The organism is Kitasatospora sp. NA04385, assembly GCF_013364235.1.
GTDB lineage: Bacteria > Actinomycetota > Actinomycetes > Streptomycetales > Streptomycetaceae > Kitasatospora.
This window is the reverse complement of the sequence record NZ_CP054919.1, coordinates 343,337-363,695: the sequence shown is the minus strand read 5'-3', so window position 1 is coordinate 363,695 and position 20,359 is coordinate 343,337. Positions and strand designations below refer to the sequence as shown.

Annotated in this window: 15 protein-coding genes, 2 pseudogenes and 1 CRISPR repeat array; of the genes and pseudogenes, 9 read left to right on the top strand and 8 right to left on the bottom strand. The window is 70.8% G+C overall.

All coding sequences use genetic code 11. The annotated features are described in order from the left end of the window. The first annotated feature begins 69 nt into the window (after positions 1-69). From HUT16_RS01580 to HUT16_RS37700, 6 genes and pseudogenes are all read left to right on the top strand, one after another. Positions 70-1,386, top strand: coding sequence for an FAD-binding oxidoreductase (locus HUT16_RS01580; RefSeq protein ID WP_176184696.1), 1,317 nt, complete (start codon positions 70-72; stop codon positions 1,384-1,386). A 24-nt stretch (positions 1,387-1,410) separates the two neighbouring features. Further along, the gene (locus HUT16_RS01575; protein ID WP_176184694.1) at positions 1,411-3,138 is read left to right on the top strand and encodes an ABC transporter ATP-binding protein; all 1,728 of its coding nucleotides are present in this window, start codon (positions 1,411-1,413) and stop codon (positions 3,136-3,138) included. Further along, positions 3,135-4,952 carry an ABC transporter ATP-binding protein gene (locus tag HUT16_RS01570; RefSeq protein WP_176184692.1) on the top strand — a complete coding sequence of 606 codons (1,818 nt, stop codon included), beginning with the start codon at positions 3,135-3,137 and terminating at the stop codon, positions 4,950-4,952. Before HUT16_RS01575 ends, HUT16_RS01570 begins: the two co-directional genes overlap by 4 nt. 55 nt (positions 4,953-5,007) lie before the next feature. Continuing rightward, a pseudogene (locus HUT16_RS39605) lies at positions 5,008-5,208 on the top strand (phosphopantetheine-binding protein); the annotation flags it as partial. A gap of 172 nt (positions 5,209-5,380) precedes the next feature. After that, entirely contained in the window at positions 5,381-5,755 is a 375-nt protein-coding gene (locus HUT16_RS39600; protein WP_368662663.1) for a beta-ketoacyl synthase N-terminal-like domain-containing protein, read from the top strand. Then, on the top strand, positions 5,677-5,922 hold the full coding sequence (locus tag HUT16_RS37700) for a beta-ketoacyl synthase N-terminal-like domain-containing protein (protein ID WP_254897586.1): 246 nt from the start codon (positions 5,677-5,679) through the stop codon (positions 5,920-5,922). Before HUT16_RS39600 ends, HUT16_RS37700 begins: the two co-directional genes overlap by 79 nt. 78 nt (positions 5,923-6,000) lie before the next feature. Then, positions 6,001-6,273: a CRISPR direct-repeat array (repeat unit 24 nt; unit sequence CATCCCCGCGGGCGCGGGGAGCAG). Between the two features lie 446 nt (positions 6,274-6,719). Here HUT16_RS37700 and HUT16_RS01555 read toward each other — a convergent pair. Continuing rightward, positions 6,720-7,235, bottom strand: coding sequence for a hypothetical protein (locus HUT16_RS01555; protein WP_176184688.1), 516 nt, complete (start codon positions 7,233-7,235; stop codon positions 6,720-6,722). 82 nt (positions 7,236-7,317) lie between these two features. Here HUT16_RS01555 and HUT16_RS01550 point away from each other — a divergent pair, with 82 nt between their 5' ends. Continuing rightward, complete coding sequence (locus HUT16_RS01550; protein ID WP_368662662.1) at positions 7,318-8,910, top strand: ISL3 family transposase; 1,593 nt, start codon at positions 7,318-7,320, stop codon at positions 8,908-8,910. Between the two features lie 94 nt (positions 8,911-9,004). Here the strand turns inward: HUT16_RS01550 and HUT16_RS01545 are convergent, their stop codons facing one another. From HUT16_RS01545 to HUT16_RS01530, 4 genes are all read right to left on the bottom strand, one after another. Continuing rightward, positions 9,005-9,520 (bottom strand): hypothetical protein, encoded by a 516-nt coding sequence (locus HUT16_RS01545; protein ID WP_176184684.1) that lies wholly within the window; start codon positions 9,518-9,520, stop codon positions 9,005-9,007. A 443-nt stretch (positions 9,521-9,963) separates the two neighbouring features. Further along, positions 9,964-11,283, bottom strand: a complete 1,320-nt coding sequence (locus HUT16_RS01540) for a UDP-glucose/GDP-mannose dehydrogenase family protein (RefSeq protein ID WP_176184682.1) — start codon at positions 11,281-11,283, stop codon at positions 9,964-9,966. Positions 11,284-11,350: 67 nt separating this feature from the next. Continuing rightward, positions 11,351-11,806: an NUDIX domain-containing protein gene (locus HUT16_RS01535; RefSeq protein WP_176184680.1), complete on the bottom strand. Its 456-nt coding sequence runs from the start codon at positions 11,804-11,806 to the stop codon at positions 11,351-11,353. A gap of 28 nt (positions 11,807-11,834) precedes the next feature. Continuing rightward, entirely contained in the window at positions 11,835-13,535 is a 1,701-nt protein-coding gene (locus HUT16_RS01530; RefSeq protein WP_176184678.1) for an asparagine synthetase B, read from the bottom strand. A 333-nt stretch (positions 13,536-13,868) separates the two neighbouring features. Here HUT16_RS01530 and HUT16_RS01525 point away from each other — a divergent pair, with 333 nt between their 5' ends. Beyond that, entirely contained in the window at positions 13,869-15,260 is a 1,392-nt protein-coding gene (locus HUT16_RS01525) for a sporulation protein (protein ID WP_176184676.1), read from the top strand. Positions 15,261-15,524: 264 nt separating this feature from the next. Here HUT16_RS01525 and HUT16_RS01520 read toward each other — a convergent pair whose 3' ends face one another. Further along, positions 15,525-15,911: a barstar family protein gene (locus tag HUT16_RS01520; protein ID WP_176184674.1), complete on the bottom strand. Its 387-nt coding sequence runs from the start codon at positions 15,909-15,911 to the stop codon at positions 15,525-15,527. 854 nt (positions 15,912-16,765) lie between these two features. Between HUT16_RS01520 and HUT16_RS01515 the strand changes: the two are divergent. Further along, positions 16,766-17,769: pseudogene (locus HUT16_RS01515) on the top strand (IS5 family transposase). Between the two features lie 448 nt (positions 17,770-18,217). Here the strand turns inward: HUT16_RS01515 and HUT16_RS01510 are convergent. Together HUT16_RS01510 and HUT16_RS01505 are read right to left on the bottom strand one after the other, a co-directional pair. Continuing rightward, the gene (locus HUT16_RS01510) at positions 18,218-19,135 is read right to left on the bottom strand and encodes an RNA polymerase sigma-70 factor (RefSeq protein WP_176184672.1); all 918 of its coding nucleotides are present in this window, start codon (positions 19,133-19,135) and stop codon (positions 18,218-18,220) included. After that, positions 19,132-20,325, bottom strand: coding sequence for an NAD(P)/FAD-dependent oxidoreductase (locus tag HUT16_RS01505; RefSeq protein ID WP_176184670.1), 1,194 nt, complete (start codon positions 20,323-20,325; stop codon positions 19,132-19,134). Before HUT16_RS01505 ends, HUT16_RS01510 begins: the two co-directional genes overlap by 4 nt. Between the last annotated feature and the right edge of the window lie 34 nt (positions 20,326-20,359).

Genomic DNA, 20,359 nt, shown 5'->3' with positions numbered 1-20,359 from the left:
TGCGACGACGACCTGTCCGTTCGCCGAGCGGGTGCTCCCACGCACCCCTGATCCAGAGAGGTGCTCGCGATGAGTGACCGCACGACCGACGCCGAATCGCCGGTGCTGCACCGCCCGGGCGCTGCCGAGTACGACGGGCACCGGGCCGGCTTCCAACTGCGGGAGCAGCACCGGCCGGCCCTCGTGGTGGCGGCGCGGGGCGTCGGTGACGTGGTGGCGGCCGTCCGGCACGCCGCGGACGCCCGCATGCCGATCGCGGTTCAGGCCACCGGACACGCGCTCGCCGGACCGCTGGCCGGCAGGGGCGTGCTGGTGTCGACGCGGGGGATGGACGACGTCGACGTCGACCCGGACGCCGGCACCGCGCGGGTGGGCGCCGGAGCGCGGTGGCGCGACGTGATCGATGCCGCCGCGCGCCACGGCCTGGCGCCGCTGTCCGGGAGCCTGCCCGGCGTCGGCGCGGTGTCCTACACGCTCGGTGGCGGCATCGGGCTGATGGCCCGTCGCTACGGCTTCGCCGCCGACCACGTCACGCGCCTGGAGCTGGTCACCGCCGACGGCTCCCTGCTGACGGTCTCGGAACACGAGGAGCCGGACCTGTTCTGGGCGCTCCGCGGCGGTGGCGGGAGCTTCGGCATCGTGACCGAGTTGGAGATCGCTCTGATGCCGGTCGCCGAGCTGGTCGGCGGCGCTCTGGTGTTCGACCTGCGCGAGACGCCCGACGTGGTCCCCGCCTGGTTGCGCTGGACGGCGACCCTGCCCCCGGAGACGACCTCGGCGTTGACCGCACTCGGGTTTCCCGGTCAGCACCTGGCGCACGTCCAGCTCGCCCACCTCGGCCCGCCTGCGGAGGCCGACGAACTCGTGGCCCCGTTGCGGGCGTTGAAGCCCGTGCACGACAGCCTGCGGAAGATCCCCTACCAGCAGTCGCACACCGTGTTCGGCGAGCCGGACCAGCCGCACGCCTATCTCGGCGACAACGTCCTGCTGCGGGCGGTCGACGAGGAGCGCCTCCGCGACGCCGTCGCCGTCTCGGCGCCGGACCATCCGCTCCCCGCCATCCTCACGGTCCGCCACCTCGGAGGGGCGCTGTCGGCTCCGCCGAGGGTGCCGAACGCAGTCAGCCACCGCGAGGCGCAGTACCTGCTGTGCGCGGTCACCCCGACGGCCGGGCCGGACGCGGAGCGGGCGCGGGCGCTGCACGGTGAACTGTTCGCCGACTGGTCCGCGGACGCCGTGGGCAGCTCGCCGAACTTCACTTTCGGACGCCCCGACCGGCGCACCGCCGCGGAACGGTTCGACGCCGCGCACCGTGACCGACTGCTGCGCCTGGCCCGCAGGTACGACCCGGCCGGACTGCTGCACCCCAGCTTCGTCATCGCCTGACCACCTCCTACGAAAGGCCGGCCCATGGGCCTGGTTCACGCTCGGATCGGCGAGCACCGCCGGTGGTTCGCCGGCCTGATCGCCTTCCAGTCGGTCAGCGTCGCCGCCACCCTGTACCTGCCGGCGATCAATGCGGACCTGATCGACAACGGTCTGCTGCGCACCGACATCGGACACATCCGGACAGCCGGCGGGTGGATGCTGATCGCCAGTGTCGTCCAGTTGCTCGCGGCGGCACTGTCGTCCTACGCCGGAACGCGGGCGGCCACGAACGTCGTGCACGACCTGCGGTCGGACGTCTACGACAAGGTCGCGACCTTCTCCAACCGGGAGCACCAGGACTTCGGAACGCCGACGCTGATCACTCGCAGCACCGACGACCTGCAGCAGATACAGGCCTTCCTGCTCACCTTCGGCACGGTGGCGGCCGCCGCGCCGCTCACGGTACTGGGCGGGGCCTGGATGGCCTTCCGCACGGATACCGGGCTGTCCCTCGTCGTCGTCGTGGCAGTCGTCCTGCTGGGTGCGGTGCTGGGGGTGGTCCTCCGCCGGATGGCACGGGTGTCGCGCCGGATCCAGGACCGGCTGGACGCCGTCAACCGGGTCCTGCGCGAGCAGTTGACGGGGCTCACGGTGATTCGCGCGTTCACCCGCGAGCGCTTCGAGACCGAGCGGTTCGGGCTGGAGAACGAGGAACTGGCGGTGGCGACCCGGTCGATGGGGCGGCTGAACGGGACGTTCGTCCCGGCCGTCATGCTGGTCACCGATCTGTCGATCCTGGCCGTGGTGTGGTTCGGCGGCCACCGGGTTACGTCGGGACGTCTGCCGATCGGCGGTCTGACCGCCTGCGTCACCTACCTGGTCCTGATCCTCGGGGCGGCCATGACGGCCGCCTCGGCGGTGATGCTGCTGCCCAGGGCGATGGTCGCGGCGGGACGTATCCGGGCGGTGCGGGACTCCGCCCCCGTGCTCCGGCCGTCGGGCCGCCCCACCGGCCCGGTCCCGATCCGCGGGGGGCTGGAGTTGCGCGGTGTCACGCTGCGGTACCCGGGCGCCGCCGCCGACGTCCTGTCCGGCATCGACCTGGCGGTCGAGCCCGGCAGCACGGTGGCGATCGTCGGATCGATGGGCGCCGGCAAGACGACCCTGCTCTCCGTCGTCGCGGGGCTTCAGGACGTGACGTCGGGATCGGTCCGGCTGGACGGCGTCGATCTGCGCACCATGGATTCCTCCGGGCTGCGCGGTCACCTCGCGATCGTTCCGCAGCGTTCGCTGCTCTTCCGGGGGACGGTCGCGAGCAATCTGCGGCTGGCCCGGCCGGACGCCACGGACGCCGAGCTGTGGGAGGCCCTGGAGGTCGCGCAGGCCCGCGAGTTCGTCGCCGCGATGGACGACGGGCTCGAGTCACCGATCGTCCAGGGCGGAACGAACGTCTCCGGCGGCCAGCGGCAACGGCTGTGCATCGCCCGCGCACTCGTTGCCGCCCCCCGGCTCCTGCTCCTCGACGATCCGGTCTCGGCGCTCGACCCCGAAACGTCCGCGCGACTCCTGGAGGCGCTGCGTACGGCCACGGCCGACACGACGGTCCTGCTGGCATCGCAGCGGACGACCGGCATCCGCGACGCCGAACGGATCGTGGTGCTCCACGAGGGCGGCATCGTCGCCGACGGGACGCATCCGGCCCTGCTGGACAGCTGCCGGACGTACCGGGAACTGGTGGCCGCGCAGGACACGATCGGGGCATCGGCATGAGCCGCCGGAAGCGTGGACACGGCGAGGACGGCGCGGGCAGCGAGGACGGCGCGGGCTTCGCCGCGACGTCGCGCCGGCTGGCGGGCCTGTTCCGGCACGTCCGGGTGTCGGTGGCCGGGTCGCTCGCCCTGGCTGCGGCCGGCGTGCTGGCCAATCTGGCCGGCCCGCTGATCTGGGGCCGCGCGATCGACGCGGTGCTGGCCGGCACCGGCTTCGACCACGTACGCAACCTCCTGCTGACGGCCGCCGGCCTGTACGTCCTCGGCGCCCTGGCGGGATTCGCCCAGCAGTACACGCAGAACAGCGCGATCGCCCGCGTCGTGCAGACCCTGCGCGACGACGTCGAGGAGAAGCTCAACCGGCTCCCGCTCCGCTACCTCAACGGCTCTTCGCGCGGTGAGCTGCTGTCACGGATGACCAACGACATCGACAACATCGCCAACTCGCTCACCCAGACCCTGACCCAGGTGCTCTTCGGCCTGCTCACCGTCGTCGGCGTCCTGGTCATGATGCTGGGCATCTCCCCCCTGCTGACCCTGCTCGCACTGGTCCCGGTGCCGCTGACCCTCGCCGTCGGAACCCTGACGGCGAAGCGGAGCCAACGGCTCTTCGGCGACCAGTGGCGACTGACCGGAGAACTCAACGCGCACATCGAGGAGTCCTACTCCGGCCACGAGCTGGTCACCGTGTTCGACCGCGCGGGCGCGTTCCGCGAGACGTTCGCGCACCGGAACGCCGAGGTGAGGGAGGCGAGCCAGCTCGCGCAGTTCACCTCCGGCCTGCTCGCCCCGCTGGTGCTGTTCATCGGAAACCTGGGGTACGTCCTGCTCTGCGTGGTCGGTGCTCTGCGGGTGGTCGGCGGGCAGTTGACGCTGGGCGGCGTCGTCGCGTTCGTCCAGTACTCGCGGCAGTACTCGCAGCCGCTCGGCATGCTCGCCTCGATGTCGAGCCTGTTCCAGTCGGGCATCGCGTCGGCGGCCCGCGTGTTCGCCCTGCTCGACGAGCCGGAGGAGGCCCCCGACGGCCCGGGACGGCTGCCGGCCGTCCGGCCGCGCAGGATCGCCTTCGAGCAGGTGTCCTTCGGCCACGGCCGCGAGCTGACGATCAAGGGCCTCGACCTGGTGATCGAGCCGGGACGGACCGCGGCGATCGTCGGAGCGTCGGGCGCCGGGAAGACGACCCTGATGAACCTGCTGATGCGGTTCTACGACGTCGGCGGCGGGCGCATCCTCATCGACGGCGAGGACATCGCCTCGGTGTCACGCGACGCGCTGCGCTCCGAGATCGGGCTCGTCCCCCAGGAGCCGTGGCTGTTCAGCGGCACCATCCGCGACAACATCGGCTACGGGAGACCGGACGCCACGCCGGAACAGATCGAGCAGGCCGCCCGGGTCTGCGGTGTCAGCCACATCGTGCACGCTCTTCCGCACGGGTACGACACGATGGTCGACAGTGCGGACGAACGCCTGAGCGACGGCGAGCGACAGTTGATCTGCATCGCGCGCGCGTTCATCGCCGACCCCGCCGTGCTGATCCTCGACGAAGCCACCAGCGCGGTCGACGCCCGCACCGAACTCCTCCTCCAACGGGCGACCTCGCGCCTGCGGCACGGCCGCACCTGCCTGGTGATCGCCCATCGGCTCTCCACCATCCGCGACGCCGACGTCATCGTCGTGCTGCGGGACGGCCGGATCGCGGAGCAGGGAACACACGCCCAGCTCATGCGGGCCGGCGGCGAGTACCACCGGCTCAGCCGGCACCAGTCCCACGCACCGACCGCCGTGCCGGCGCCCGGCCGGTACTCACAGCGATGAGGAGCACACGCGATCCCCGACCTACCGATGACGCCGGACCGGGCGCGCCTGGCTCGTGCGGGAGGAGACCCGTGAGCACAGAGCCGACACCCTCCGCCGACGCTGCCCCCGGCTCCCGGCCCCCGGCCCCCCGCTCACGGACACCGAGTGGGCCCTGGCCGCCGTCTGGGCCGAGGTGCTGGAAGCACCGCACGTCAGTGTGGAGCAGAACTTCTTCGACCTCGGTGGCCACTCCGTCCTGCTGCACGCGGTTCTCGACCGGATCACCACCCGTCCGGGCATGAACCCCCCCGCTGATCGAACTCTTCCACCATCCGACCGTCCGCCATCCGACCGTCCGCAGCCTGGCGGCCCACCTCGACGGGCACGTCCCGGGGCCGGAGACGGGCGGATCGGCCGGCCGACCACGTTCGGGGAGGGGGAGCGGCATGAGGAGCCGCGTCCACGGCGACGCCACGGCCCAGCAGGAGGACGACAGTTCGTTCGTCGCCGTCATCGGCATGGCGCGCCGTCACCCCGGGGCCCCCGACCCGGGAGAGTTCTGGCAGAACCTGGTCCGGGGCACCGGGGCTGCTCAAGTACCCCGAGTGGTTCGATGCGGGGTACTCCGGCCTCTCGCCCCGGGAGTCCCACATCATCAGCCCTCAGCACCGGGTCTTCCCGGAACGCGCGGTGGAAGGCGCTGGAGGACGCGGGCTGCGACCCGGAGCCCTTCCCGGGGGCCATGGGCGTCTACGCGGGCAGCACCGACACCTCGTACGCGGAGGCCGTCCGGTCCCGCCGCGAGGAGCTGGGCTCGTTGACGGACACGGAGATCCTGGCCGGCAACACGCCGCACTACCTCGCCTCACGGGTCGCCCACAAGATCGGTCCACGCGGCCCCGCGGCGGCGCTCCAGGCAGCGTGCACCACCTCACTGGTCGCGGTCCACTGGGTCGCACCGTCGGCAGTGGTCCGGAAAGTTCGGTGACACCGTCCCGATCCCGCCTCCCTCCGACTTCGGCCTCACCACAACGAGCCTGCTCCGCTACACAACCTGAACTTGTAAGGGGCCATCCCCGCGGGCGCGGGGAGCAGACCGGTCGAAGCCCGAGGCGTACCGCGAGGTCGGGGTCATTCCCGCGGGCGCGGGGAGCAGACGGTGCTGGCCGGCGATTTCGTCGCCGTGCAGGGGTCATCCCCGCGGGCGCGGGGAGCAGGGCTGGATCGAACTCAGCGGCGCCGACGGCCTGGGGCCATCCCCGCGGGCGCGGGGAGCAGCGCTGCGAGAGCTGGGCATCGGTCAGCTGATTGGGGCCATCCCCGCGGGCGCGGGGAGCAGTCTTGTTGACCTGCGGTGTTATGTGCTGGTGGGCCGGAAATTTACCAGCTTCAAGGATTCGGGCATTGGTGACATTAGGCCACTTTCTTTCCTAGGGTGGGCTGGTGGTCCTTCAGCGCGTGGAAGGGGTGGGGCTCAGTGGTCGCCTGGTTGTGTACCGGGAGGCTGGCGTGTGCCGTGGCGGTGGTCGGTCGTTGTGGGTGGTGCTGTGGAGGTGTCAAGGGGCGCGGTGGTGCGGGCGCATGTTCCCACGGCCCTCCGACACCACAGCCGCCGGCCCCGCACGGACACGGGGCAACAAGGCACTGTCCCTAGGCCGCCCGTGCGGCGGCCGGACCACCCTAATGGCGCTCTTTGAATTTGGCTCTGGCCGCAGTTTTGGGAATGTCCAAGTTGCAGAGATCGGTGCAGGGGCGTTTTTCGTGGGATGCCATGCCCGGCTTCGGTCACGGCATGGCGGCAGGGGTGTTGGGTTCGGGAGTCTTGTGCAGGAGTTCGCGGTCGGTGCAGTAGCTGCCCGGGTCGTCCACGGTGCACAGGACGTATTCGCCGTGGATGCGGAAGACGCTCAGGTCGAAGTAGCAGTCCACCAACTTCCCGAAGGTGGCGGATGCCGCCTGCCCTTCTGTGGCGCTCTGTTCGCTGACGAAGGCGCCGGATTCGCGGCGGACGTAGAACATCCAAGTGCCGTCATGTTCGCACGGGGCCGTGCCCGGAATGCCGTCAGCGGCGGCCTGGTGGTCCGGTCCCAGGTGCAGCGTCAGGCCGTAGCCGTTCTTCCAGGTTCCGAGCATGTCGTTCTGGCCGACCACGACTTCGTCGGGACGCTGGTCGCCCAGCACCAAGCCGACACATCCTGCCGCGATCAAGGTCAGTGGCTCAAGCAGAACCACAATCAGGACCACGGCGACGGGCACAGCCCACCGCCAACGCACCGGCGTTGCCTTCTTGAACACGGCCACCTGTCCTGTTCTGTTCAACGTGCGCGAACGTACCCGGCCGACAGCATGAAAAGGCAGGCCGATCGACCGAGAGCGCCTCATCATGGCATCAGATTTGAACACGTTCAACCCGATGTGTTGCCCTGATGACGGCGGGAGCCCCGGACTCTGCCGATCGGGTGTCGCGGCCCAGGCTCTGCTGCGGATGGCGATCCGTGGGGAACGGATCTACCTGGAAAATCGCGGCACACCAGGTCGTCGGTGTGAATGCAGGATCGTTTCGCTTCGGGATGACTTTGACGTGGCTCTCGATTCGATCGAAGACGTGCTGTTCCCCGGAGTCGATGTTGAACTGGAGCGGGTGACCGCCGGGTTGGACCTGGTGCTGGTCGAGGTCGCCGCGTGCGGTCCAGCCGTCCGCTGCCCGGATTGCGGGATCCGAGGGCGGCGGGTCCACTCCACGTACTGGCGCACGGTGGCTGAACGCCCTCTGGCAGGGCGGAAGTTGCTGATACGGCTGCGCGTGCTCCGGTATTTCTGCGACCGTCTCCGGTGCGGTCGGCGGACGTTCGTCGAGCAGGTCCGGGGACTGAGCGAGCGTCACCTGCGCTCCAGCACCGGGCTGAAGGAGTGGCTGCGGGCCGTCGCCGTCGAACTCGGAGGCCGCGCGGGCGAGCGGCTGTGCCGCAAGCTCAGCGTCGCGGTCGGCCGCACCCGGCTGCTCGGGCTGTTCGAAGCGCCCGAAGTGCCCGAGCGAGCGCTGCGGGTGCTGGGCGTCGACGAGTTCGCCTTCCGCCGGGGCCGCACCTACGGCACTCTGCTGGTCGACGTCGAGACGGGCCGCGTCGTCGACGTCCTGCCCGACCGGACCTCGGAGACCTTCGCTGCCTGGCTGCGCGAGCACCCCGGTGCCGAGATCGTCTGCCGCGACCGTGCCAGCGCCTACAGCCGGGCGATCAAGGAGGCCGTGCCGGAGGCGACCGAGGTCGCCGACCGCTGGCACCTGCTGCAGAACCTGTCCGCCGCGGTCGAGAAGACCTGCCACCAGCACCGCGTCTGCCTGCGCAAACACGCCGAGCAGGAGGTGCCTCCCGAGCCGCCGGCGATCGACCTGCCGGTCCTGCAACTGCCCCGCACCCCGATCGTCGAGCGCACCCACGACCGCTGCGCGGACGTCCACCGCCTGCTGGACCAGAAGTGCACGATCAGTGCGATCGCCCGCCACCTGGGGCTCGACCGCAAGACCGTCCGCCGCTTCAAGACCACCCCGCTGGACGAACTCCTCGCCTCAGAAAGGGAGTTCGGCGCGAGCAAGCAGGGGCTGCTCGACCCGTTCAAGCCCTACCTGAACAGCCGGTTCACCGCCGGGTGCACCACCGCCCAGCAACTGTTCCGCGAGATCACCGAACGCGGCTACCGGGGCAGCGTCCTCGCTGTGCGCCGCTACGTCGCCTCCCTGCGCGAGGGCACCGCCGAACCCGTCCGCGCCGACATCCCCAGCCCCCGCCGGATCACCTCCTGGATCACGCGGCCGACCGGCACCCTCACCGAGCGCCAGCAGGACAGGTTGCTGGACGTCAGGATCGCCTGCCCGGACATCGCCCGCGCTTACGACCTGGCCCGCTGCTTCCACGACCTGATGACCAACCGCCTCGGTGCCCTCCTGCCGGACTGGATCGACCAGAAGGCAACGTGAACCGGGTCAAAACACTCAAAAGAGCCATGTACGGCCGGGCCTCCTTCCGACTCCTCCGGATCCGGATCCTCACCCGACCATGAAGATCACGTGATCAGTCATCAGCCGCAACGAGGAGAGTCAGGGCCTGCCGATCGTCGTCGATGGCAACGAACTCGTGGAACTCGTCGTGCACGCCGCCCCAGTCGTGGAAGGCATCACTGCCCAGGTCTCGGAGGCAGTAGAGACGGCCGGCCGAGTTCACCGTCGCACGGAGCGTCGCATCGAGTGCATCCTCCAGCGAGTTCGGGAGGCCACCGCACTGCTTCACCCACTCCTCCAGCACCAACGCGGTCCTGTCGCGGCTGACCGGCTGGTACTCGTCGGGGCTGATCACGTTGAGCCAGTACGGTCCGTGTCGGAGGCCGTCGGGGTCGACACCACCTCCGGCGTAGTCGTCACGGAACTGCTCATGCGCGACAACAGCGGTGAGCAAGTCCGGGTCCTGGCAGTCTCGCGCGAACCGGAAGAACTTCAGATCGACCCAGCGGAAACCGTGACCTCTGCCATCGGGGAAGAGGTGGTCGCGAAAGTTCACGAAGGTTCGTTCGACGAAGTCGAGCTCTGCCACCCGGCCACGCTACCCCGATGAAGCTCGCCAGGGCGGCTTCACGAAACTTCGGTCAGAGCCAATTTCGCGGATCCTCATCATCCCCGCGGGCGCGGGGAGCAGTGACATTAGGTCACTTTCTTTCCTGGGGAGGGCTGGTGGTCCCTCAGCGCGTGGACGGGGTGGGACTCAGTGGTCGCCTGGTTGTGTACTGGGAGGCCGGCGCGTGCCATGGCGGTAACCGGTCGTTGTGGGTGGTGCTGTGGAGCTGCCAAGGAGCGTGGTGGTGCGGGCGCATGTTCCCACGGCCCCCCGACACCACAGCCGCCAGCCCCGCACGGACACGGGGCACAAGGCGCTGTCCCGAGGCCACCCACGCGGCGGCCAGGACCATCCTCGCAGTGCGTGTGCGACGCCGAGCGCCGAATGACCGTCTCGGGGCCCCAATTGGCCAGATGTCCCCGCTAAGGGCGGCCGAGGGTGCGGTGGGTCCAGCCGGCGGCCCGCCAGCGGGCGGGGTTGAGGGTGCCGCGGCCGTCAATCACCCGCGGGGCGGCGACGCGGGTGGCGAGGTCGGCCGGGTCGATGCGGGTGAACTCGGGCCACTCGGTCAGGTGCAGCAGTAGGTCGGCGTTGTCGGCCGCCTCGATCGGGTGATCGGCGTATTCGAGCTGAGGGTGGGCCTTGCGGGCGTTGTCGAGGGCTTTGGGGTCGAAGACGGTGACGGTGGCCCCGGCCTGGTGCAGGGCCTGGGCGACGGCGAGGGCGGGGGAGTCCCGGGTGTCGTCGGTGCCGGGCTTGAAGGCGGCGCCCCAGACGGTGATCCGCTTGCCCTTGATCATGCCGTCCAGTTGTTCGCGGGCGAGGTCGACCATCCGCTCGCGGCGGCGGTTGTTGATCGCGTCGACCTCGCGCAGGAAGGTCAGGGCCTGGTCGGCGCCGAGCTCGCCGGCGCGGGCCATGAAGCCGCGGATGTCCTTGGGCAGGCAGCCGCCGCCGAAGCCGAGGCCGGGCCGCATGCCCCGGCGGCCGATTCGGGCGTCGTGCCCGAGGGCCTCGGCCAGCAGCTGGACGTCGGCGCCGGAGGTCTCGCACACCTCGGCCATCGCGTTGATGAAGGAGATCTTCGTGGCGAGGAAGGCGTTCGCGGCGGACTTCACCATCTCCGCGGTGGCCAGGTCGGTGACGATTACCGGCGTGCCGGACTCGATGATCTTGCCGTAGGCCTGGCGGATCACGGCTTCGGCCCGGGTGTTCTCGCCGGTGAAGCCGAGGACGATCCGGTCGGGGTGGAGGGTGTCCTCGACCGCGTGGGACTCGCGCAGGAACTCGGGGTTCCAGCAGACCTCGACCTGGTCGCCGGCGGGGGCGAACTCGCGCAGGATGTCGATCACCTGCGGGGCGGTGCCGACCGGGACGGTGCACTTGCCGACGATCACGGCGGGGCCGGTCAGGCGGGGAGCGAGCCGGCGGACGGCGGAGAACAGCGGGCCGAGGTCGTAGGCCATCTCGCCGGGCTTCTGCGGGGTACCGACGCCGATGAAGTGCAGGCCGGCGAAGGCGGCGGTCTCCGCGTAGGAGGCGGTGAACCGCAGCTGCCCGCTGGCGGTGTGCTTGGCCAGGAGCTCGTCCAGGCCGCGCTCGAAGAACGGGGCCCGGCCCGCGTTCAGGGCGGCGACCTTGTCGGGGTCGATGTCCATGCCGAGGACCTCGTGGCCGAGTTCGGCCATCGCGGCGGCGTGGGTCGCGCCGAGGTAGCCGCAGCCGATGACGGTGAGCTTCACGAACGGTGTCCTTCCGGAAGGGATGGAGCCGCCCGGCCGGCGCCCCGCCCCTCTCGGAGGACGGGCGTCAGGCGGGCCGGGCGGCGAGGTAGCGGTGGATGCCGTGGCGGATGAACGGCGGGATGGTCAGGACGGGCAGGTGCTCGGAGGCGAAGAACTGGAGCTTGACGCCCTCCGCGAGCGGCAGGGCGCTCTCGTCGCCGTCCCAGGTGCCGACGAAGAAGGTGATGGTCTGGCCGGAGCCGACGCTGTCCTTCGTCTCGAAGAGCTTGGCCAGGCCGTCGACGGCCAAGCCCGCCTCTTCGTCGAGTTCGCGGACGATCGCTGCGGCCGGGTCCTCGCCGGGGTCGCAGCCGCCGCCCAGCAGGCTCCAGTGATCGGGCCAGGCGATGCCGGCGATGTCGTCGCGCAGGTGCAGCAGGAGCTCGCCGCGCCGGTTGGTGATGATCGCGACGGCCCCGCGCGGCTCGGCCCCGCGCGGTTCGGCGGCGGACGGCTCGTCGGGGAGAGTCTGGGAGTCCATTCCCTCACCGTAGTGAGCCGACGGCCCGTCATATCACCGCCACCGGATGGTCGTTGAACCAGGACGCGGCCATGAGCGACTGCATCCGGGTCCGGTCGAACCGCCCGCCGGGCCTCAGTCCGCCGGCCAGCAGCGGCCGCAGCGAACGCGGGGCCTGGTCGAGAGCGGAGCTGATCTGCGCGGTCGCCCAACCCTCCAGTGGGCCGCTCAGCCAGCTCGGGACCGGGGAGGCGAAACCGAGCTTGTCCCGGCTGCCCCAGACCTCCCGCGGCAGGCCGAGGGACTTCGCCGCGTCCCGCAGGATCCGCTTCCCGGCCGCCGGATCGCCGATCTTGTGCTTGATGGGCAGCTGGTAGCAGAACTCGACCAGGTCCCGTGCCGGGAACGGCGAGCGCCGCTCCAGCGCGAACACGGAGGCCAGCTTGTCGCTGGTCATGACCAGCGGGCGCCAGGCCGTGGCCAGGCCCGCGAGCGTCAGCCCCCGGGCCAGGTCACCTTTCGCCCGCCGGAGCGTGTCGGCGACGACCTCGCGAAGGCACCCGTCCGGATCCTGCCTGCGCAGGATGAGCCGGACGATCGCCTCAGCCGGCTCCAGCGGCTCACCGGCCGGGTGCAGGAGCTTGGAGGCCAGCGGCCGGTAGGACTCCAGCCCGGCGCCCAGCACCGCCTGCGGTCCGAACAGGACCAGCACGTGGCGGACGTAGCCCATCAGGAACTCGTCCGGCCCCAGCCCGCCCACCACGACCCGGATGCCCCGCTCGGCGATCGCCCGGTAGGCCATGTGCGCGGAGAACGTGGGCGCGTTGCCCATCGGGTAGTCCAGCGCGTGCATGATCTCCGGCAGTGCGCGGGCGAAGTCCTGGGCGGTCGGCTCGATCACCATCAGTTCGGCACCGATGTCGCGGGCGACGACGGCCGCGGTCGCGGACTCGTCCAGGCGGTCTTGGCCGGGGTAGCGGACCGTGATGCAGACCTGCGGGTGCATCAAGTAGGCCAGCACGGAGGAGTCGAGCCCGTCCGACAGCAGGAGCGCGAAGTCGGAGCCGGGTGACCGCAGCGGGACGCGGTCGGCCAGCAGGGTGGAGATACGGGCGAGCGCGGTGCGGTAGTCGCCCTGCCAGGGCTCAAGCCCCTCCAGCGCCCACCAGGTCTGCTGGGCCAGGGAACCGGTGGCGACGTCGAAGGCCAGCAAGGTGGCCGGCGCGAGGAGTTGGATGCCCTGGAACGGGGTGTCGACGCCGGCCGGCGTTTCGATGCTCAGCATCTCCGGGCGGACGACCAGCGGGGCGGTGCCGTAGCCGGTCAGCGTGGTGACCTCGGAGGCGAACGCGAGCCGCCCGCCGTCCAGGCGCCAGTAGAGCGGCTTCTCGCCGAGCCGGTCCCGCGCGAGGAACAGCCGGCCCTCGCGCGGGTCATAGACGGCCAGCGCGAACATGCCGTCCAAGGCGGCCAGGCAGGCCGGCCCCATCTTGGCCCAGGCCCGCAACACCAGGTGGGCGTCGCTCTCGCCGGGCTCCAGCGGGATGCCCCAGGCAGCGGCGACCTGCCGGTAGTTGTAGATCTCGCCGTTGAAGGTCAGGACGACGCCGCTGGCCGGGTCCTCGTAGGGGCCGGACCGGGCGGCAGGGTCGACGATCAGCAGGGTGTTCATGGACAGCACCGCCCGGCCGTCGGCCGAGATCAGGTGCCGGGTGCCGTCGGGGCCGCGGTGCCTCTGAGCGATCCCCATCGCGGCGACGGTCGTCTGGTGGCGGGCGGCGTCAGCGCCGGCCAGTCCTGCGATTCCGCACATCTGGTTGTCACCCCCGAGCGTGAATCGGTGGAGGCCCCCGCCGGACGGTCTGTGGTCCGGCCCGGCGGAGGCCCGGGGCATCAGACAACCGCGTCCGGCCGGGCCGGGGCAGGGCTCGCAAGGGGGCGCACAACGCGCGAAAGCGGTTCACCGCGAGCAGCCAAGGCAATACCCTCGGTGATCCGGCGTCGCCTGCCGGACGTACGACTTCTCGTGCCCAGTCACGTACGACTTCCGTGCAGAGCCGCGCGGACGGATGAGGGGGACGCTGTGGCGTCGACCACCCGCCGGGCCAAGCCGCCGAACGACGCGCTGGCCCGGATGATCGACAAGTGCGACGGGGCCAGCCACAAATCGCTGGCCCACCGGGTGAACCAGCTCGCCGTTGAGGCCGGGCTGACCACCAACTACACGCACACCTCGGTCGCGAACTGGTGCCGCCGGGGCATGGTCCCCGACTGGCCGGTGCCCAGGCTGCTGGCCCGAGCGATCGGCGAACGACTGGGCCGGCCCGTGCAGTTGGCGGAGATCGGTATGGCGGATGCGCAGACACCCGACGCTGCAGTGGGGTTGGATTTCCCGCGAGATCCCGCCGACGCCGTGCGCGTCGCCACTTCGTTCTGGAGCACTGTGGACCGCCGCGACTTCCTCACCCGAACGGGCTTCGCCGTCTCCGCGTTCGCCACCCCGGTCACCCGCTGGCTGGTCACCCCCGCCGACGACGATGCCGCCCATCGCGGCCGCGGCCGGGTCGGCGCCGCCGACCTCGCCGAACTGCGGGAGGCCGCCGCCGACGCCCGGCGGTGGGACTCGAAGTACGGCGGCGGGAACTGGAAGGCCAACTCCGTCACCGCCTGCCTGCAAGAGCGGGCCGTGCCGCTGCTGAACGGCTCGTTCGGCGACAACGTGGGACGCGAGCTGTTCTCGGTGACCGCCGAACTCTCCCGCCTGGCCGGCTGGACCGCCTTCGACGTCGGCCAGCACGACGCCGCCCAGCGGCACTTCATCCAGGCCCTCCGCCTCGCGCGGGCCGGCGGCGACGTCGAGCTCGGCTGCTACGTCCTCACCACGATGGCGATGCAGACCCTCCTGAGGGGCTTCCCCAGCGAGGCCATCGACATGACCCAGGGCGCCTTCCAACGCGCCAAGAGTGAGGCCGCCCCGCGGGTGCTGGCCTTCACCAAGCTGATCGAGGCCCGGGCCCACGCCCGCGACAACAACGCCAGGGCCGCCTCGGCCGCCCTGGCCGCCTCCGAGAGCCTGCTCGACCAGGCCCGCGACGGCGTTGGGGAACCCGCCTGGATCGACTTCTATCACCACGCCCGGCTCTCCGCCGACGCCGCCGAGATCTTCCGCGACCTGAAGAACCCCAAGGCCGCCCTGGCCTGGAACGCCCAGGCCGCGGCCATGCAGCCCGGGATGTTCACCCGCTCGGTGGGCATGCGGCTGGCGATCGTCGGGACCGCCCACCTCCAGGACCGCGACCTGGACCACGGGCTCAAGCTCGGCAACCAGGCAGTGGACGTCCTTGCCCGCGTTCAGTCGACCCGCGCCCTGGACTATGTCCGCGAGTTCAATGCGGCCCTTGCACCGTGGCGCCGGGAAACGGCCGTACGGGAGTTCCTCAACCGCACCCGCACCGAACTCGGCATGGCGGCCTGACGCAACATCGCCAGCCGATCCTGGCGCCATTTCGACTGGAGCGCCATCCACTCCCATGGGATATAACCACCATCTCCGCGGATGCGGGGAGCCGAACCTCGGCTCCGAGGCGACCGCCGTTGTCCAGGGGCCATCCCCGCGGGCGCGGGGAGGACGCTCACGAGCCGGTTCCGGGGGTCGCCCTGGACAGCTGACCCCCGCTCGCACAGGGAGGACCTCCACCCGTCTGCCGAAGCGGTGAGAAAGCAGGTGGTCCTGGTGGACCTACTGAAGCCGCAAGACGTCGGGAGCACGATCCTCGAAGATCTGGACCAGCCAGTCGAAGACAGTCGGCCCGCGCTGATCACGTGCCGCAGCCAGGTCCGCACTGACAGCAGGGCGATTCGTGGGGTGGCATCGTGAGAGACGAAGTTCCAGCTGGCGAGCCGTCTCCGGGTATCCGAGATGCTCACGAGAGGCCTCATGGTCCCGCCACTCGACCGTGTAGTCATCGTCGTCAGGCTGCCCGAAGCCACCGCTGAGGCAGTCAGCGAAGGCATCGAGGTTCCTGCCGAAGTAGCCTCCAGGGCCGTTGATCGCTTCGCCCATGAGCCGCCAGAAGTCTTCGAGCGTCCTGACCCGGGTGCCATCCAACACGTATACCGCCGTCACAGCCCGCAGGATATGGGCAGAACCCTGCTCGCGCGGGGAGCAACAGGAACTGGCGGCATGAACACCACCGACCCAGGACCATCCCCGCGGGCGCGGGGAGCAGCAGCCGGCCAGCTTGCAGACGTAGCGGGACGTGGGACCATCCCCGCGGGCGCGGGGAGCAGCCCACACGCGCGCGAGCGCGTGAGTCGTAACGGGGGCCATCCCCGCGGGCGCGGGGAGCAGAACGAGGAGGTGGCCGAGGCCGTGCGCGAGCTGGGACCATCCCCGCGGGCGCGGGGAGCAGATCGCCGCGCCCCGGAGGTAGCCGTCCCACGCGGGACCATCCCCGCGGGCGCGGGGAGCAGGATGTAGTCTTCTGCCTGACGCTCCCCACCTGCGGACCATCCCCGCGGGCGCGGGGAGCAGCGGACCTGCGGATTCGTCCCGCTGGTGGCCCCGGGACCATCCCCGCGGGCGCGGGGAGCAGTCTTGTTGACCTGCGGTGTTATGTGCTGGTGGCCGGGAATCCGCAAGCTTCAGGGATTCGGGCATTGGTGACATTAGGTCACTTTCTTTCCTGGGGCAGGCTGGTAGTGCTTCAGCGCGTGGACGGGGTGGGGCTCTGCGGTCGCCTGGTTGTGTGCTGGGAGGCCGGCGCGTGCCGTAGCGGTGGCTGGTCGTTGGGGGTGGTGCTGTGGAGGTGTCAAGGAGCGCGGCGGTGTAGGCGCATGCTCCCACGGTTCTCCGACACCACGGCCGCTAGCCCCGTACGGACAGGGGCAACAAGGCACTGTCCCTAGGGCGCGTATTTGGTTGTGATCATTCTGGGAAGTTGTCTTCGCGGTGCGGTCTGATCCGGTAGACCGTGTTCCGTGACGCGAGTGCAACTATCAGATGCAGAGTGGGAGTTCATCGAGCCGTACCTCCCGATCGGCGAGTACGGCCCGTACCCCGAACAACTGCGCCGGCAGTTCGAGGGCGTGATCTGGCACTTCAAGACCGGCAGCCAGTGGCGTGAGACGCCGAGGGAGTTCGGCGCCTGGTCGACCGTCCACAACCGGTTCCGGCAATGGCGGGACGCCGGCGTCTTCGAGGCCCTGCTGGAAGGCGCGATCGCGGAGGCCGCCAAGCGGGGTGAGGTGGACCTGTCGCTGGTCAGCGTTGACTCCACCACCGTCCGGGCCCACCATGACGCCGCTGGGATACACCTGGACCCCGACACGCTCGCCGATCTGGAGAAGGCCGCCGAGGAAGCGGAGAAGGCCCGCCAAAAGGGGGCAGCTCGGAGGGACAAGACGGGCAGGGCGCCACAGACGACCCGGAGCAGGACGAGCGGCGGCGTGTCCGGCGCAGGCGAAAGCTCCGGCTGAAGGCTGCCCTGCTCGGGCGGTCCAGGGGCGGTCAGACCAGCAAGGTCCACGTCGTCGGCGAGCGTAAGTGCCGCCCGCTGGTGCTCGTTCTGACCGAGGGGCAAGCCGCCGACAGCCCGCAGTTCATCCCCGTGCTGAAGAAGATGCGGGTTCGCGGGCCGGTCGGCCGCCCCCGCACCCGACCCGACGCGGTCGCCGGAGACATGGCCTACTCGTCCCGCGACAATCGCTCCTACCTGTGCAAACGCCACATCAAAGCGGTCATCCCGGAGAAGAGGGACCAGGCCGCCAACCGGAAGAAGAAGGGCAGCGGAGGCGGTCGTCCCGTCAGCCATGACGCCGAGCTCTACAGAGAGCGGAACACCGTCGAGCGCCTGATCAACAAGCTGAAGGCCTGGCGGGGCATCGCCACCCGGTTCGACAAGAAGCCCGAGAGTTACCTCGCCGGCCTCCAGTTTCGCGGCGCCATGATCTGGATCAAGGACCTCACCAGAGCCACCGCTTGATCACGACCAAATACGCGCCCTAGGCCGCCCGTGCGGCGGCCGGACCACCCCCGCGCGGTGGGGGAACGGGCTGGCAGCGGCAGCCGGGGCCAGCGAGCCTAGGGGTCATCCCTGCGGGCGCGGGGAGCAGGTCGTGGAGCACTACGGCGGCCATCCCGCCGAGGGACCATCCCAGCGCGGGCGGGGAGCAGTGGGCCTCGAAGGTGCGGCGCCGGATGACGCAGGGACCATCCCCGCGGGCGCGGGGAGCAGGCGAATTCGACCCGGCCGCCCTCGGTGACGTGGGGGACCATCCCCGCGGGCGCGGGGAGCAGCAGAACCAGTTCGCCAAGCTGCCCGGTGTTCGGGGACCATCCCCGCGGGCGCGGGGAGCAGCACCGACTGCTGGCCCCGTCCTGCCCGGCCCTGGGACCATCCTCGCGGGCGCGGATGGTCCCGGTGTTCTGGTTCAGGTGAGTTCGCGGCGGGTGCCGTCGGCGATGGCCTGGAGCTTGTCGGGGTTGGCCACGTTGTGGATGGCCGAGATGCGTCCCTCCGGGTCGAAGTCGAAGGTCATCGTGGCGACCACGCGGTTCGGGCCGCGGAAGACCACACCCGGGCCGCCGTTGATCGAGGTGAGTTCCGCCCGCATCTGATCGGGTGTGACGCCCTGGTAGGTCGCGGTGCCGAGTGCGGCGAACCAACCGGCCACGGTTTGAAGGCCTACGACCGGCTTGAGGGCCTGGCGGACCTTGCCGCCGCCGTCGGTCCACAGCGTCACGTCCGGGGAGAGCAGTTCCATGAGGGTGTTGATGTCGCCGCCGGTCGCAGCGGCGAAGAACCGCTCGGTGACGTCGCGCTGGCGGGCGCGGTCCGCGGGGAAACGGGGCCGGCGGGCCCGGACGTGTTCGCGGGCGCGGTGCGCGGCCTGCCGCACTGCCGTCTCGGAGCGTTCCACCGCCTGCGCGATCTCCGCGTAGCTGAAGGCGAAGACCTCCTTCAGCACGAAGACCGCGCGCTCCAGGGGGCTCAGCGTCTCCAGGACGACGAGCAGGGCCATGGAGACCGAGTCCGCCGCGGCGACGTTGTCGGCGGTGTCCGGGCCGGTGAGGATCGGTTCGGGCAGCCACGGCCCGACGTAGGTCTCGCGCTGGTGGCGGGTGGAGCGGAGCCGCTCCACCGCCAGGTTGGAGATGATCCGGGTCAGGTAGGCCTTGGGGTCGGCGACCTGGGATCGGTCGGCCGCCGACCACTTGAGCCAGGCGTCCTGGACCACGTCCTCGGCGTCGGCTGCGGAGCCGAGGAGGCGGTAGGCGACGGAGAAGAGCAGGGTGCGGTACTGCTGGAAGGCGAGTTGCTCGGGGTCGGCCTGCTGCGGCTGGGTCACTTGGCGCTCCGGATCCGGGTGTAGCGGCCGCCGTGCGGCCAGAGGGCGCCCGAGGCGGGCATCTTCTTCATGCGGGCGAAGGTCGGCCACGGTGCGGCGGTGACCGTCTCCTTGTACTTCGCGGCCCGCTTGCCGGTCAGCACGATCCGGCGCGGGCTGTCGTCCGGATGGGTGAACTGTACGACGCCGTCGTTCCGACCCAGGCTGACAGGGGTGTGGTAGTAACCGAAGCGAAAGGGCTTGGGCTCCTTGCCGGCCAGCACCCGCAAGATGGCGAGGGCCGCGTGCACGCCGGTCGGCATGCCGCCCTGGCAGGTCCCGTGCATCACGCCGTAGCCCTGCCGGATCGCCGCCGCATCGCCCACCGCGTAGACATCCGGGTGCGAGAGCGAGCGCAGGGCGCCGTCGGTGACCACCCGGCCGCGCTCGTCGACGGTCAGGCCAGCGGCGGCGGCCAGCGGCGAGACGCGGGTGCCGCTGGTCCACAGCACTACGGCCGCCTCGACGCCGGTGCCGTCCGCGAGCTCGACGCTGTCCGCCAGCACCTTGGCCACCTCGACGCCGCTGCGCACCTGCACGCCGAGCCGGGCCAGCGCCGCGTCCAGGTGGGCCTTGGCCTTCGGGTGCATGCTCGCACCCGGCTCCCCGCGGCCCAGCAGCACCACCTGGAGCTGTGGGTACTGCTCGGCGATCTCCGCGGCAGCCTCGATGCCGGTGAGGCCGCTGCCGCCGACCACGACGGTCCCGCCGCCGAGCCGGGCCAGCCGGTCGGCGAGGAGGGCGGCGTCCTGCGCGCTGTTGAGGGTGTAGGCATGCTCGTCCACGCCGGGGACCGTGATCGTGTCCGCGACGCTGCCCAGGCCGTAGACCAGGGTGTCGTACCGCAGGATGCGGTCGTCGTCGATCCGGACGGTCTTCGCCGCGGCGTCCACCGCGGTGACCCAGCCTCGGACGAACTCGGCTCCGGTGCCGTCCAGCAGCGCCGGGATGTCCATCTCGGCCGTCTCCTGACCGGTGGCGGTCATGTGCAGCCGGAGCCGCTCGGTGAAGGTGTCGTACGGGTTGACCAGCGTCACCCGCAGGTGCCCACGCTTCCCGGTGCGGGCTGCCAGCTGGATCGCGGCGGAGAGCCCGGCATAGCCGGCGCCCAGGACCAGGACTTCGTGCCGTCGTGCTGCTGCAGCGTTCATCGCTCTGCTGTCTCTTTCATGTCGGTCGTTCCCG